Here is a 14,478-nt window from a genome sequence, read left to right as displayed (position 1 = left end):
GGTGACGGCTCGCATTCTCATGGGGCATGATGGTTCTATGACTGAATCATCACGCGAAAAGCCAGAAATCGACTTTCCCGAAGGCGAAGCGCCTACCACCCTCGAAATCACCGACATCATTGTTGGCGACGGGGCAGAAGCAACCGCTGGTTCGACCGTTGACGTGCACTACCTTGGCGTAGAGTTCGAATCCGGCGAAGAGTTCGACTCTTCATGGAGCCGCGGCGAATCCATCAACTTCCCGCTGCGCAGCCTCATCGCTGGGTGGCAGGTTGGCATCCCCGGCATGAAGGTCGGCGGCCGTCGCAAGCTCGTCGTTCCTCCGGCACAGGCCTACGGCGCAGGCGGATCAGGTCACCCGCTCGCCGGCAAAACCCTCATCTTTGTGATTGACCTGCTTGGCGTGAGCTAAGCCTGTTCGATCCTGTCGCGGCGTCATCCGGTTTCCGGATGGCGCCGTTGGCGTTTCCGAGGACGTCCACGTGGCATCCGCTTGGCCGTCGCACGCAGTGGTGGATGTCGGGCGCGGGGTCCTTGCCGGATGCTGGAGGCAGACCGCCGCATCCTCGCGCCGGGAATACGAACGCATCGAGCGAGGTTGTCCCTGTCGGAGGCTTTTGTGAAATTATCTGTTCTTGATCTTGTACCCGTCCGTGGTGGCCAGTCGACGTCGCAGGCACTTGCCGCGACCGTATCCCTGGCCCAAACGGCAGATTCGCTCGGCTTTGAGCGTTTCTGGCTTGCCGAACACCACAACATGTCGGCGGTAGCCTCAACGAACCCGCCGGTGCTCATCGCCATGGTTGCGGCGCAGACCGAGCGCATCCGCGTCGGGTCTGGCGGCGTCATGCTGCCAAACCATTCGTCGCTGATCATCGCTGAGCAGTTTGCCCTGCTCGAGGCCGCAAACCCCGGCAGAATTGACCTTGGCATCGGTCGTGCGCCGGGCAGCGACCCCGTGATTACTGCGTTCCTGAGCCAGAGCGGGCCGACCACAAGCGTCGACCGGTTCCCCCGCCAGATTATGGAAGTGCTCACGATGATGAGCCCTGAGGGAACTCGGGTTCGGCTTTCGAGTGGCCCTGATTACGAACTGCGCGCCACTCCGGCCGCGACGTCGGCTCCTACGCCCTGGTTGCTTGGCTCGTCTGACTACTCGGCGCAGCTTGCGGGAGAGATGGGTCTGCCCTACGTTTTTGCGAATCACTTCGCTGGTGCCGGCCAGGCGCGCGCCCTTGAGCTGTATCGCTCGATGTTCACTCCCTCTGAGTATCTGGATGCCCCGAAAACGTTTGTGATTGTCAACGCCTCCGTCGCAGAGACGGTTGAGGAGGCCCGTCGCGCCGCCCTGCCGCAGCTCCTACAGTTTGCTCGACTGCGGCTTGGCAAGAAGCTTGGGCCGGTGTCCGTTATTGACGACATTATTGAGTCGGCGCTGAGCGATGAGGAGCGTGTGCTCATCGAAAAACTGACCGAATCGTGGATTATCGACGAGCCGGCCGCCGCTTGGAAGCGCATTCAGGCGTTTGCCGACGAACAGGGCGCCGATGAAGTGATGATCTCGCCAAACTCAGGCGCGTACCTCGCGGATCCGCTCGACCACACACCGTCGCGGGAGCGCACACTGCGCCTCCTCGCGGAACAAGCGCGGGACTAGCCCACGGCAATCGACCTGACCCAAATATGTCATTCACGCACAGAATAGACACATTTGGGTCAGGTCGATTGTGTTCCCGACGATCTTAGGGCTGAGCTAAGCGACGAGGGCGCGAAGGGGGCTAGCGATCGAGGGGGCCGCAACAACGAGGAGATCGGTGCCCGGCACTGAATCAGCCGACCGACCGAGCACGGTCGCGCCTGCCTCGCTCGCGACGAGGATGCCAGCGCCAAAATCCCAGACCTTCAGCCCCGACTCGTAGTAGCCGTCGAGGGAACCAGAAGCGATCGAGCACAGGTCGAGGGCGGCCGAGCCGATGCGTCGGATGTCGCGAACCTCAGGCAGCAGCGAGGCCACGACCTGGCCCTGCGCCCGGCGTTTTTCTGACGTATAGCCAAACCCGGTGCCAACGAGTGAGCTTTCGAGCCGCTCAACCGGATTGACTGAGAGGCGCTCGCCGTTCAGGAACGAACCGCCGCCTCGCTGAGCCGTGTAGCGCTCGCCGGTGCTCGGATTGAAGACGCAGCCAACGAGGGTGAGCCAGCCGTCAACGCTCCCAGGCGTTGACGGGTCAACGCTGATGGCTGCCGCAACAGAGACCGCGTAGGCGGGGATGTTGTAGAGGTAGTTAACCGTGCCGTCGATTGGGTCAACGAGCCACGTGACGCCGCTTGTTCCTGTGACGCTGTCGCCTTCCTCTTCTCCGAGGACGGAGTCGTGAGGGCGTCGTGCCGTGAGCTTCTCGATAATGAGTTTCTCGGCGGCGCGGTCGGCGTCGGTGACCACATCCACAATCGACGATTTGGCGGCCGCAACGTGCACGCCCTCGCGACGCATCTGATGGATGAGCGCAGCGGCAGCCTCCGCGGCTTCGACAGCCGTACTCAGCAGCTCGGAGAGCTGGGGGAGAAACTGAACCGGAACCGCAGCGAGCGACTGCTCGTTCTGAGTTGACATCAGTTGCCGAGTCCGCTGACACTCAGGAGGAGCAAGACGACAGTGATGAGTGGGAAGAGGCCCTGTGTGATGGCGGCGCGAATGTATTTCTTGCCGCTGATGACGAGCACGATTGAGGCCGCAAGCATGCAGCTCACCGAGAAGATCGCGAGCACAAATCCGGCTTCTGTCATTCCCGTTCCGTAGAGGATCGCGCCAATTATGGCACCGACGGCTAGGAACAGGTTGTAGAAGCCCTGGTTGTAGGCAAGTTTCGCGGTTGTGTCAGCCTCTTCCTGCGTGGAAAGGCCAAACCGCTTCCAGACGCTCGGCTTCTGCCAAGCGATGCTTTCCATGTAGAAGATGAGAACGTGCAGCACCGCGGCAAGCGTGGCGGAAATGGTCACAAGAACGGTCATAGCTTTGAGCCTATCGCCTGTGACTTCTGGCGGGAATACTCCGTACCCGGTTCGTTTGCGAGGGATGCTGGTCGCCGCCAGCCCCCGGCATTCACAGGCCGCCTCTGTGCCTGGCCTAGTACCCGGGTATGACAGGGCAGCCGAGGTTGGTACCGTCCGCCGATGTGTGCTGCCCATGGAACGCGTTGACTAGAACCATGAAAACACCCGTCATTACCGCGCGACTTCTCAACAAAAGCTATGGCTCAACCGTTGCCCTTGGCGGCGTGAGCCTGGCCATCAATCGTGGCGAGGCAATCGCCATTATGGGAACCTCAGGCTCAGGCAAAACAACACTGTTGCACTGCCTCGCCGGGCTCATTGTTCCTGATCATGGCGACGTTGCATTCCACGACAGCGTTGGCGGCGCCGACCCTGCGTTGATCAACAGGATGAGCGATGCTCAGCGCTCTGCTCTTCGTCGCGACCGCTTTGGGTTCGTCTTTCAACAGGGGCTGCTGCTGCCAGAGCTGACCGCTGTCGAGAACACGGCGCTGCCGCTCATGGTTGCTGGGCTCCCACGTCGGGCGGCTGAGGAACGCGCAGCCCAGTGGTTGCAAGCTCTCGGCCTTGCCGGAATGGAAACACGACGGATCGGCCAGTTGTCTGGCGGTCAGGCGCAACGTGTTGCTATTGCCCGAGCGCAGGTAACGGCTCCCGATATCGTGTTTGCCGACGAGCCAACCGGGGCCCTCGATTCGCGAACGTCGGAAGAAGTGTTGACCATCCTTCGAGACACAACGCTTAACAGAAACGGCGCCCTTGTCATTGTGACGCATGACGAAGCCGTCGCCCAGCGCTGCCACCGGGTCCTTCGGCTGCGCGATGGTGTACTCGAGGGAGCTCTGGCCGCATGATCGAGGCACGCAATATCGTCTACGACCTTGCCGATCAGCAGCCGGTTCGAACATCCGCTGTTCGGCAAGCGTTCCTGCCGTTTGTGCTGACCGCGAGACTCGCGAAGCCGAGCGCGGCAGCCGGCGGTGAGCGATCAGCATCCCGAGCCGCGCTGCTCCTCCCAATTGTGGCGTTTGCCGCCGCAACCGCGCTGAGCCTGACGGTGCTCGGAGGGCTCATGATGTTTATCGAGCAGCCGCGATTCGACAGCATTTACATCTTGTTCGCGGGCTTCGCGGCGGTGGTATTGTTCGTCCCTCTGCTGAGTCTCGGTGGTGCGGCTGCTCGGTTGTCTGCGAGGCGGCGTGATGATCGCCTCTCAACACTTCGGCTGCTTGGCGCATCGAGCGCAACGGTTGCCGCGATGACCATTCTTGAGTCGGCGGCACTTGCGCTCATCGGGGCGCTCGCCGGGATTGTGCTGTACCTTGTCCTGCTCCCGATCGTTGGCCTGCTGTCCTTTGGGGGAGGGGCCGTCGGGTCAGGGTTGTTGCTTCTCTCACCCGGCCTTATTTCGCTGGTTGTCTGTGCGATGGTTCTCTTGTCGGCAATCAGCGCGCTGCTGAGCATTAGGACCGTCGTGTTGTCTCCGCTCGGTGTTCGGATGCGCACCAACGCCCCGCCGCTGCGCAAATGGATGTTTGTCATTGTTGCCGCGATTATTTTGCTGTGCGTTGGGATGTTGCAGATGCTCAGCGCCGCGGCGTCAGAGGCGATGGTCATCACCATGGTCTTTGGAGCCTTCGGGGCTGGCATAGCCGTGCTCAATCTGCTTGGCCCGCTCGTGATCGGTGCTGTTGCTCGGTTCAGGATGCGGCGGGCTCAGACCATCGAACAGATTATTGGCCTCCGCCAAATCCTTGAGTCGCCAAAGGCTGTTTGGCGTCAGGTTGGCGGCGTTGCCATTACGAGTTTTGTTGCGGTGATTGCCGGCAGCGGGCTGGCGATCACGTCATCCGTCGGCACGGACGGTCTTGACTCCGCAAGCCGCATCCTCATGGCTGATACACAGACGGGCGTCTACGTAACAATCGTGATTTCGTTTGTCATGGTTGCCTGCGCGGTTGGCGTGAGCCAAGCCGCTGCCGTCTACGACCGGGCCGAATACTATCGAAGCCTGTCCACTATCGGCATGCCTCTGGCCGCAGTTGATAAGGCTCGCCGGCTGGGTGTGATTGCCCCGCTCCGCTGGGTGATGGCGGTATCGCTCGGGCTTGGTTGTCTGCTCGTGTTCCCACTCGTCGGGATGGCGATCATCTTTGCGCCGGTATCCATCGCAACTATGGCGCTGTTCCTTGCTGGAGGCGTTGGCCTCGTCTGGCTGGGGTTGTGGGCAACTCGTCCGCTGCTGCGGTCGCTGAGCGCTCCGGCCTAACCCCGAACCTTGCACCGCGGAACCGGCGGCGCCTCGGCTCGACCTGACCTTGTTGTCGGTCTCGCCGAGGCGTCGCCGGTGTTGTGTGCCGGTGCGGTCGGAGATGGTGGCACGGCAGAAATAACATTCCCTAACAGCTGGTATGCTAACTGTTGGGGATTGCGTCGCATTGGGGAATGTCGGCCAAGTTTTGGGGATGTGCGGCAGCTCTTGGGCCGCACACACACTCACAGCAACTCTTTGCAAAGTTTTTTTACGCTGCGCGAATGGTTTTGCGAGTTTTATCGTCTCTAACCTCTGATCAACGAAGCGATCGATGCTGTCTGCGCTGTGCGCAACGACAATCGGTCATGTCATTTAGGGGATGTTTAGTGTTTGAGAAGAACTCGATACACGCGGCTGGGGGCGGCAGCAGGAAGTCGTTCGCGGCGCTCGCAACGGCGCTGACCCTCGCCGGAGTCGCAACGTTTGGCGGGGTTACTGATGCGCAGGCCGCGCCAGGTGACGCGGTCGTCGGCGACCTCGGCGTTTCCATCGCCTTTGATGGGACGCCGGGATTTGACCAGGACGACGAACCAGGTCACGACTCGAGTCCGGCAAACGGTGTCGTTCGATCGCAAGATACCGTCGAATACCTCGTCGCGACCTCATTTGCCGCAACGGGCGAGGTTCGATACAAGGCAACACTTCCCCTCGGCGCTGAGTGGGATCCAACCTCCGTGGTTGCGTCAGTATGCAACAGCTCTGGCAGTGGCCTCACCGATTCAAACCGAACGCTGAACTGCAACCTCACCGCAAACCAGGTCACCGGATCGTTCCACGTCCGTGCAATCGCCACGACTGCGGGAAATGGTGCCGTGCTGGAGCCGACGTTTACCGCAGGAGACAAGAGCATCACCGCGCCGGCGGTTCGGGTATCCGCGACGCCAAAGGCAGAGTTGCGTACGTACCTGGATACCGGCAAAATGCCGTACCAGTTGAATGGAAAAGATGGCATCGCCCAAAACCTTCTTGTCTTTGTCGGATCGACAGACTCGGCCGCTGGCAATTTCAAGGGCTACGAATCGTTCAACAATGGCTACTCGTACACCGTCTCTGTTGCGCCGCACGCCCAACTTGCCGAAGGCAAAATCCTGGTCGGAGACGGAAGCATCACGGTAACCCAGCCAAATGGACCTGGCACAGACCTCATCGTCTCCGTTTCGGGGCAACGCACCGACATGATCAAATCGAGGGCGGTCGCTGGTACGCCAAAAGAGTTCAAGTCGTTCTCGCAGCAGCAACTGTGGATCTGGACACCGTTTGATCCCACCATCCCGGCAAATACCCCAACGGCAGTCGGCGGCCAACTGCGTAATTTTGCGCCGGTCTCGACGAGCGGGGCGCCAAACCTTGGTGGCGCGCCCGCGCCAGGGCAAGACCCTGCTTTTGTCTGCCCTGCGCTCGCCGGTGGCGCGCAGCTGTCATGCTACGGACAGACGGTTAACCGCACGACCGTTCCTCAGATATTTGGATCAAACGGTGGCGCCATGAACGGCCAATCTAGTTTCCTCTACGGAGATACTCACGGATATACCAACGGCGGCGAATTTGTGCTGCCTGGTCAGCCCTTTCTAGCGCTGACCGGCGTGCGGAACGCACAATCGGCGGGGGCATCCGATACCGGGGTGTGGGGAGTATCGGCATGGGACCCGAAGCTGCTGCAGCTCAACGGCGTGCCATCCACCCGTCTAACCCCGAGCGGAAACAGCGAATCGTTTTATTACCTGTGGCCTGGAACAGAGGTGGCGCCGTCGGATCACACCATCGAGTACAGCGACCACAGCTTCGCCTCCGACGCGGAGCGAAAGAGTTTTGATCCAGCATCCATCACCTGGGTGAGCGACCCGAGTGCGCTCCCAGGCGGGATAGCCTCGGTCTCGGCACTCCGGGCTACGTACCTGAAGCCGTTGGAGATCAACAGCACGTTTGGGCTGGTCAACCCGCTCGCGCGTACCATCTCACCGGAATCCATGGCCCTTCCCGCTGGCACCACGCTGCCCTGGTTCTGGCAATTGGGTTCTACCTCGCAGGAGCGCCGAGCCTCAACCTCCCCAGGAATTACGGGAATTCGTCCTGACGGCGGTACCGTGCAGACGGCCTCGGCGCTCGTCCGCTCTACGGTTGACTGGAGCCCTATCTCGGCAACACCTGGTGGGACATCCGAACTCCTGATTACGCCAAAACTGGTTGGCCCGGCAAAGGGCACCACCGCGTCAACCGCAAAAAACGTCTCCTTGAGCGTGACGATGGATTCCACCTGCGTTGAGCCGTTGTGGGATGTTGTGACCAACCTTCCTGGGTATGACTCGCACACCCAAGCCGACCTTGGTGCAGACGGCATCGGATGCACAGCAGACGACGGAAAGCCGGCGACCATCAGCTTCAACTTTGGCGATCTCTCTGCCCCCGCAGGAGCCGCTGGCCCCGGTCGTTTTCAGGGTCATGCGACCAGCCTTGACGTTCTCCATATTCCTGTAGTGACTTCCCCGCTCACACCGTCAGGCACGGTCAATACGGCAACGGTCATCGCTCGCTCAGATTCGGACCTGACCAGAGAAGACGTCTCAAGCATCGAAGACCGCACGGAGGCTGCAAAACTGACCGTGAGCGGCGTCGCAAGTTTTGGCGGTGGGAAAACGGCCAATACAAAGAAGCCGGGACTCGTCGAGCCTGATGAAGACTTCAGCTACACCGTGAACTGGTCAAATGGCACGAGCGACAAAGTTGGTCGTGGCACGTTTGTCGACGTGCTGCCGTACAACGGCGATGCGCGAGGCACAACAGGCATGCCTGCCAGTGGGTTTGTTGTTTCTGACGTTGTGGCATCGACGCAGAACCCCGCTGTCATGGGAAATGTCGCCATCGAGTACTCGGTTGAGAACCCGGATGACATCGCCACGGCGCTGAAACTTCCAAATAACAGCGACGGCAACTCCGGAATCGACTGGAAAACCGGCGATGTGCCAAAAAACGCAACCGCGGTGCGCTTCATTACGGATCAACCAATCGACTCCGGATACAGCGGGTCGGGCACGATCTCGCTCTCGCTGCCTGGCCTCGCCCTCAACGGCATGCTCAAGAACGATTTCTACGGCAAAACTGCCGCGGTAAACGGCGACGAAAACAGCATCAAACGGATTGTGGCGGCCGCAGAGGTGAGCCTCGCAGCCTCGGCAGGCTCGTTGGCTGGCACGGTGCAGATCGATTCGGATTTCTCGAACTCGCTCACGCCGAGTGACCCGTTCTGGCCGGCGAGCAGCAAAACACTGACACTGACAAGCGCAGAGGGAAGCTCGGCAACGGATGTTGCCGCTGACGGCGCCTTCTTCTTCGAAACCATTGCGCCGGGCGACTATGTTGCCAGCGTGAGCGGTGGGGGATGGTCGCTCGTCTTGCCAGCGACGATCACCGTCGTCAAAGGTGAAGTGCATACCGACGCCAAGATTCTCTTCCAAGAATCGCTGAAGCCATTGCTGCTCAAGCCCGACACCGGCAGCACCTCGGCCGGGGCATCCACCGTTGTTGACGTCAAGAAAAACGACAGTTGGTTCACCGCGGCCGCACCCGCGCCGCAGACGGCAGCCAGCATCCAGCCTGGCGGCGAAGCGGCCTATGGAACCGCGACCTTGACTGCTGACGGCTCGCTCTCGTACACCTCAGCAGCGGAGTGGCCGGCGGCATTTGCCGGTCAACCGAGTTACGAAGACGTTGTGACCTACACCGTCACCGATTCGGCCGGTGCCACGGCAACGACCGTTGTCACCATAACCGTGTATGCCGCGCCAGTCGCTGTTGACGACGCCGTGACAATTGCGGCGTCAGGTTCGCACAACGTTGACGCGCTTGGGAACGACTCAGGCCACAAGCTTGAACTCGGGGATGCGCCGACAACCGCTGATGACCTGCACGCCACCTCTGCTCAGGGCAAGGTCTCCATTGCGTCAGCGCACGTATGGGCTGACGGTGAAGCGACCTACGACGCGGTTGTAACGTATTCGGTCGTCGACGCGTTTGGCCAGCCAGCCACTGCCAACATCGCGGTGACGGTGCAGCGCGCACCCGTCGTGACGGTCGAGGCCGGGCAGACAGTGCCGGCCGACGGTGCCGCGGTTTTCGAACCGCAGCTGCTGAACCCCGCAGTCGTTGACCCGAGCGATATCACCGTCAGCACCAAGCCAAGGCAAGGCGCCGTCTCCGTTGCGGCTGACGGAGCGATTACGTTCACGCCGGGCGATGCCAAACCGGGTGAGTACACCTTCACCGTCACCTACACCGATGACCTCGGGCAGTCCACAACGCAGGACTTCACGGTGACCGTCTACGAGGTGCTTGCAGCGGCGGATGACACGGCAACCCTTCCATGGGTCAGAGGGAGCGAGATCGATGTGCTGTCAAATGACGCAGGCGACGATGTCACCATCACAACGGCGACCTCAACCGGCCCTGACGCAGGAACCGTTGAGATCCGTGACGGGAAGCTCTTCTTCACCCCGTCAACCGAGCGTGAATGGGCGGTGGACGAGTTGAGCTATGTCGAGACCCTCGAATACGGAATCATCGATGCCCACGGAACAGCAGCAGCCGCCACCGTCACGCTCACAATCGTGAAGCCGCCGGTTGGGAAAGACTTGCATGTGGATCTCGCAAGTGACGTTGAGCTCGTCACCTTTGATCCCATCGGGGAGGCAACCGGCACCAATATTCAGCGACTGTCGGCTGATGCGGTTATCGCAAAACCCGCCAACGGCAAAGCATCCATTGTGGATGGCGTCCTCACCTACGCACCAAACGACGGCTTTGCCGGCGACGATACATTCACGGTGCGCATCGAGGATGCCCTTGGCCAGATAGGCGAGGTGACCTACACCGTGACCGTTGCAGCGGCCGACATCCCTGAGACGAAACTGCCGGAAACCGGCGGAGACAACGGTGGAACGGGTGGCGGAGACGCTGGAACGTCCGGCGGAAACGGCGGAGGGGTATCCACGCAAGCTCCCCACACTGTTGCCGGCCTCGCCGTGACCGGAACCAACGAATCCGCATGGCTGCTCGGGCTCGTGCTCCTTGCCGCAGGTGCGGTGTTTGGAGCGCTCGCAAGCACCAGCGGGAGTCGTCGCAGATTAGTGAAAGGTAGCTCGCACGAATCGTGATCGATCCGAGCAACACCCAACAGGCCGGCCAAGACGCGGCTGAGTCGTCCATCGACCCCGTCGGGGGCAGCACCTCTCACGGTGCTGCCCGCGACGAGCGGGATGCCGAGCTGCTCGCCTCGTTTCGGGCCGGCAATGCCGACGCGATGGATACCCTCTTCTCGCTGTACCAGCCGTATGCGCTTCAGCATGCTGCGCGCTACGCCTCTGCTCAGATGCCGTCGGAGGACATCGTCTCTGAGGCATTTATTCGGGTCATCCAGGCGATTCGTAACGGAAAAGGGCCGACCGTTTCGCTGTGGTGGTATTTGGTGACCGCCATGAAATCCGTCGCTATTACGCATGGCCCTTCGCTTCAGCGAACCGTGAACGTTGAGGCAGAAACGCTTGAACGCCTCGCCGATGAGCAGGCGGAAGAACCAGAAAAGGCGTTCGGTCAGTCGTGCGTTGTTGAAGCGTTTAATCGTCTGCCGACCCGCTGGCAGACGGTCGTCTGGTGCCGAGACGTTGAGGGGTTTTCGCTCGCAGAGACAGCGGCGACGCTTGGTATCTCGTCAAATGCCGTCGGAGCGCTGCACTCACGGGCCCGAAAGGGATTCCGGCTTGAATACCTCGGCGTTCTTGCCGCGGAAGAGACCGCGGAACAGTGTGTTCCCTTTGTTGAGGAACTCGCAAGCAGCAGCACGTCGGCACAGGCGTCCCCATTGCTATCCGCCCACCTTGCTGGCTGCGCCGACTGCCGGTCAAAGCGTGCCGAGCTGAGTAAGATTCAGGGGCGGTTTGCCCGGGCGCTCGCCGCCGTTGTCCCCGGCCTGTTTGTTGATCATCCTTGGATTACCGGCAGGTTTGGTGCCGAGTCTGGCGCGCAGATTATTGCGGAGACGCAGATGCTCGCCGGGGGAGCAGCGCTCACCGGTAAGTCGTTTTTTGGAGCGGCCGTTGGGCTCATCGGTGTCGCTGCCGTGGCAGGCACGGTTATGTTCGTCTCCGGATTCGGCCAGGCATCGTCCGAGCCGGCGCCGGCAACGACGAATGCCGCTCGGGAGGCGCTCGCGCCGAGTACTCCGGAAGCCACGACCAAGGTGTCTGTTGAGAGTGACGCTGTTGGAACAGGCGGTCCCTCCTCAACCGAGCTCGGTAGCGGAACGTCGCCGACGGCTAGTCCTGGAAACGGACGGTTGCCGATTATCGAGGTGCCAACAACCGGCGGGGTCTGCCAGATCTTTTTTGAGCAGAGCATCGACGAGCACATGGCGTTTTTTGAGCAGCGGAGCATTGGGGACGGCCTCTGCCTCGTCGATCTGCACCGCCCTGATGGGACCCTGGTCATGCTCGACTCTGACAGCGCGACCCAGCTTGCCCAGGCATCCCAGGCTGCCGCCTACACGTTTGTCATTGAGACGGATGTCGAAGCCGCCTCGACCTACCTCGTGCGGTTGAGCGCCGAGCAGGTTTCTCGAGGGCGATGACTGCGAGTCGCATAAAGCTGGTATAGTAGACAGGTTGCCGTTTGACGGCCGCGGAGAAAGAGAGCTGAGGCATCCTGCCATCAGCGCCGCGCAACGACTGAAAGGGGATCCATCTATGGCACTCGAAGCAAGTGTTAAGAAGGCGATCATCGAAGAGTACGCAACCCACCCAGGTGACACCGGTTCCCCTGAGGTTCAGGTTGCCATGATGACTCAGCGCATCAAGGACCTGACCGAGCACCTCAAAGAGCACAAGCACGACCACCACTCACGTCGTGGCCTCCTGCTGCTCGTTGGTCAGCGTCGCCGCCTGCTGGGTTACCTGCAGTCGCTTGACATCACGCGCTACCGTACGCTCATCGAGCGTCTCGGACTGCGTCGTTAGTCAACGTTTCTTCGTTCGATAACGCGAACTTCTTCGAAAAACCCCGTAGCTTCGGCTGCGGGGTTTTTTTGTGTGCTTCTGCCCCTCTGGTCTGAAGCGAACAGATGTGACGCTTGAGTTCCGAAAAGCGGCCGGGACGGAACTCTTGCGTCACATCTGCGCTCGTCCGATGATGTTCGCATGAGGATAGGTCAAGGTAAGCGGCCTCCGGGACTCACAGATGCCTAACGGATCAGGGGAAAAATGTTTCTCAGCGTTTTCTCAGGTGTACTACTATTGATCTGGTGACCGAGACCAATACCCCGTCCCCAGCATCCGACGACGCAGCCGATTCAGGCTCAGCCGCAAGCTCAGTAGCCACAGCGCCAACAGCTCCCGGCTTCAAACCGGCACTTGACCGGTTCTTCCACATCACCGAGCGAGGCTCGAACTTTGGCCGCGAGCTTCGAGGAGGCCTCGTCACCTTTGTGACCATGGCCTACATCGTTGTGCTCAACCCCCTGATTCTTGGTGGGTTTAGCGAAGAAGCCGCAACGCACGACGTTGTTGGCGGCTGGCTGAACGCCGCCCAGGTTGGTGCCGTCACCGCGCTCACCGCCGGTGTCATGACGATCCTGTTTGGCCTCGTTGCTAACCTTCCATACGGCCTTGCTGCTGGACTCGGAATCAACTCGTTCCTTGCTGTGAGCGTCGTCGGCCAGGTCACCTGGGCCGAGGCCATGGGGCTTGTGGTGATCAACGGTGTCATCATCGTGCTGCTCGCGAGCACCGGTCTTCGAACCATGATTTTTGCGGCGGTCCCGCGCCAGCTGAAGACGGCTATCACGGTTGGTATCGGTCTGTTTATCGCCTTCATTGGCTTTGTGAACTCCGGATTTGTCCGTTCGAGCGGCGCAGCGTCGCCTCCCGTCCAGCTGGGCGAAGGCGGCTCGATTGCAACGGTTCCCACGCTTGTCTTCATCTTTGGCCTCATCCTTATGGGTGTGCTCATGGCCCGCAAGGTTCGCGGCGCGCTGCTGATCGGAATCCTTGGAACCACGATCGTTGCCATCGTTGTTGAGGCAATCTTCAAGCTTGGCCCGAGCTTTTCGAACGAGGGAGGGTGGAACCTCAACGTTCCCCAGATCCCGTCGCAGGTTATTGCCGTTCCAGACCTCGGCCTGCTCGGGCAGTTCAGCTTTGGGGCCTTCGAGCGCATCGGGGCACTTGCGGCCTGCATGCTCGTCTTTACTCTGGTATTCACGAACTTCTTCGACGCGATGGGAACGCTCACCGGCTTGAGTAAGGCCGCCGGACTTGCCGACGAGAATGGCAATTTCCCTCGACTGAAGTCGGCCCTGATCGTTGAGGGTGTTGGTGCCGTTGCTGGTGGTGCGGCATCCGCCTCATCGAACACCATCTTTGTTGACTCGGCTTCCGGCGTAGGTGAGGGTGCCCGCACCGGGTTTGCCAACGTTATTACGGGTCTGCTGTTCCTTGCCGCGATGTTCTTCACTCCGCTGACCGAGGCCGTTCCGCTCGAGGCTGCCGCAGCTGCCCTCGTTGTTGTTGGAGCGCTCATGGTCGCGCAGATCAAGGACATCGACTTCACTGATTTCTCGATCGCCCTTCCCGCGTTCCTGACGATCATTGTCATGCCGCTGACCTACTCGATTGCCAACGGTATCGGCGTTGGTTTCATCAGCTGGGTGCTCATCCAGTCGATGTCTGGCAAGGGTCGCAAGATCAGCCCGCTGCTCTGGATCGTAGCGGCCGGCTTCCTGCTCTACTTCGCGCGTGGTCCGATCGAGACGCTCATCGGTTAGCTCATTGGCCCCTCGTGGGGCGCAAAAAGGCTCGTGGGGTGCGAAATTTCGCACCCCACGAGCCTTTTTGCACCCCGCGACCGCCTCTTCTCGCGTGGGGAAGGGCGGTCGCGAGGTGGGGAAGGGCGGCCGCGAGGTGGGGAGGGGCGCTGACGCCTGTTTGAGCTGATTGTAAGGTTAGGGTAACCTGAGCTTGACCTGAGTATCTTGGTATGGATAGCCTTACCTTATTCACCTCGTAGGGTGACTGCGCCCTGGCCTGTTTGTTGTCTTGCGCGCCCGGAATCTAACCTCTAACGGAGTT

The 14,478-nt window shown here is 60.7% G+C and carries 10 protein-coding genes; 8 read left to right on the top strand and 2 right to left on the bottom strand.

Translation table 11 applies throughout. From position 1 onward, the window contains the following. Window positions 1–37: 37 nt before the first annotated feature. Complete coding sequence (locus FHX76_RS07135; RefSeq protein WP_167149286.1) at window positions 38–412, top strand: FKBP-type peptidyl-prolyl cis-trans isomerase; 375 nt, start codon at window positions 38–40, stop codon at window positions 410–412. 207 nt (window positions 413–619) lie between these two features. Continuing rightward, window positions 620–1,657: an LLM class flavin-dependent oxidoreductase gene (locus FHX76_RS07130; protein ID WP_341777883.1), complete on the top strand. Its 1,038-nt coding sequence runs from the start codon at window positions 620–622 to the stop codon at window positions 1,655–1,657. 96 nt (window positions 1,658–1,753) lie between these two features. Here FHX76_RS07130 and FHX76_RS07125 read toward each other — a convergent pair whose 3' ends face one another. Continuing rightward, the gene (locus tag FHX76_RS07125; protein ID WP_167149282.1) at window positions 1,754–2,614 is read right to left on the bottom strand and encodes an inositol monophosphatase family protein; all 861 of its coding nucleotides are present in this window, start codon (window positions 2,612–2,614) and stop codon (window positions 1,754–1,756) included. Continuing rightward, window positions 2,614–3,012 carry a DUF1304 domain-containing protein gene (locus FHX76_RS07120; protein WP_167149280.1) on the bottom strand — a complete coding sequence of 133 codons (399 nt, stop codon included), beginning with the start codon at window positions 3,010–3,012 and terminating at the stop codon, window positions 2,614–2,616. Before FHX76_RS07120 ends, FHX76_RS07125 begins: the two co-directional genes overlap by 1 nt. Window positions 3,013–3,209: 197 nt before the next feature. Between FHX76_RS07120 and FHX76_RS07115 the strand changes: the two genes are divergently transcribed. The 6 genes from FHX76_RS07115 (at window position 3,210) to FHX76_RS07090 (ending at window position 14,174) form a co-directional block, all read left to right on the top strand. Then, window positions 3,210–3,908, top strand: a complete 699-nt coding sequence (locus tag FHX76_RS07115; RefSeq protein ID WP_167149278.1) for an ABC transporter ATP-binding protein — start codon at window positions 3,210–3,212, stop codon at window positions 3,906–3,908. After that, window positions 3,905–5,323: an FtsX-like permease family protein gene (locus tag FHX76_RS07110; protein ID WP_167149276.1), complete on the top strand. Its 1,419-nt coding sequence runs from the start codon at window positions 3,905–3,907 to the stop codon at window positions 5,321–5,323. The genes FHX76_RS07115 and FHX76_RS07110 overlap by 4 nt, the downstream gene beginning before the upstream one ends. A 371-nt stretch (window positions 5,324–5,694) precedes the next feature. After that, window positions 5,695–10,515, top strand: a complete 4,821-nt coding sequence (locus FHX76_RS16685) for an Ig-like domain-containing protein (protein WP_167149274.1) — start codon at window positions 5,695–5,697, stop codon at window positions 10,513–10,515. After that, the gene (locus FHX76_RS07100; protein WP_167149272.1) at window positions 10,512–11,984 is read left to right on the top strand and encodes a sigma-70 family RNA polymerase sigma factor; all 1,473 of its coding nucleotides are present in this window, start codon (window positions 10,512–10,514) and stop codon (window positions 11,982–11,984) included. Before FHX76_RS16685 ends, FHX76_RS07100 begins: the two co-directional genes overlap by 4 nt. Window positions 11,985–12,099: 115 nt before the next feature. Further along, on the top strand, window positions 12,100–12,369 hold the full coding sequence (rpsO, locus tag FHX76_RS07095; protein ID WP_167149270.1) for a 30S ribosomal protein S15: 270 nt from the start codon (window positions 12,100–12,102) through the stop codon (window positions 12,367–12,369). A gap of 284 nt (window positions 12,370–12,653) precedes the next feature. Then, window positions 12,654–14,174: an NCS2 family permease gene (locus tag FHX76_RS07090; RefSeq protein WP_341777882.1), complete on the top strand. Its 1,521-nt coding sequence runs from the start codon at window positions 12,654–12,656 to the stop codon at window positions 14,172–14,174. The last annotated feature ends 304 nt before the right edge of the window (window positions 14,175–14,478 follow it).

Origin of the sequence: Lysinibacter cavernae (genome assembly GCF_011758565.1) — a bacterium.
GTDB lineage: Bacteria > Actinomycetota > Actinomycetes > Actinomycetales > Microbacteriaceae > Lysinibacter > Lysinibacter cavernae.
This window is presented reverse-complemented; position numbering and strand designations above follow the sequence as displayed.

Excerpts from the sequence above, each read along its gene's own strand:
- FHX76_RS07135 (WP_167149286.1), top strand. The coding sequence starts at position 38 with ATGACTGAATCATCACGCGAAAAGCCAGAAATCGACTTTCCCGAAGGC.
- FHX76_RS07125 (WP_167149282.1), bottom strand. The coding sequence starts at position 2,614 with ATGTCAACTCAGAACGAGCAGTCGCTCGCTGCGGTTCCGGTTCAGTTT.
- rpsO (WP_167149270.1), top strand. The coding sequence starts at position 12,100 with ATGGCACTCGAAGCAAGTGTTAAGAAGGCGATCATCGAAGAGTACGCA.
- FHX76_RS07110 (WP_167149276.1), top strand. The coding sequence starts at position 3,905 with ATGATCGAGGCACGCAATATCGTCTACGACCTTGCCGATCAGCAGCCG.
- FHX76_RS07115 (WP_167149278.1), top strand. The coding sequence starts at position 3,210 with ATGAAAACACCCGTCATTACCGCGCGACTTCTCAACAAAAGCTATGGC.
- FHX76_RS07120 (WP_167149280.1), bottom strand. The coding sequence starts at position 3,012 with ATGACCGTTCTTGTGACCATTTCCGCCACGCTTGCCGCGGTGCTGCAC.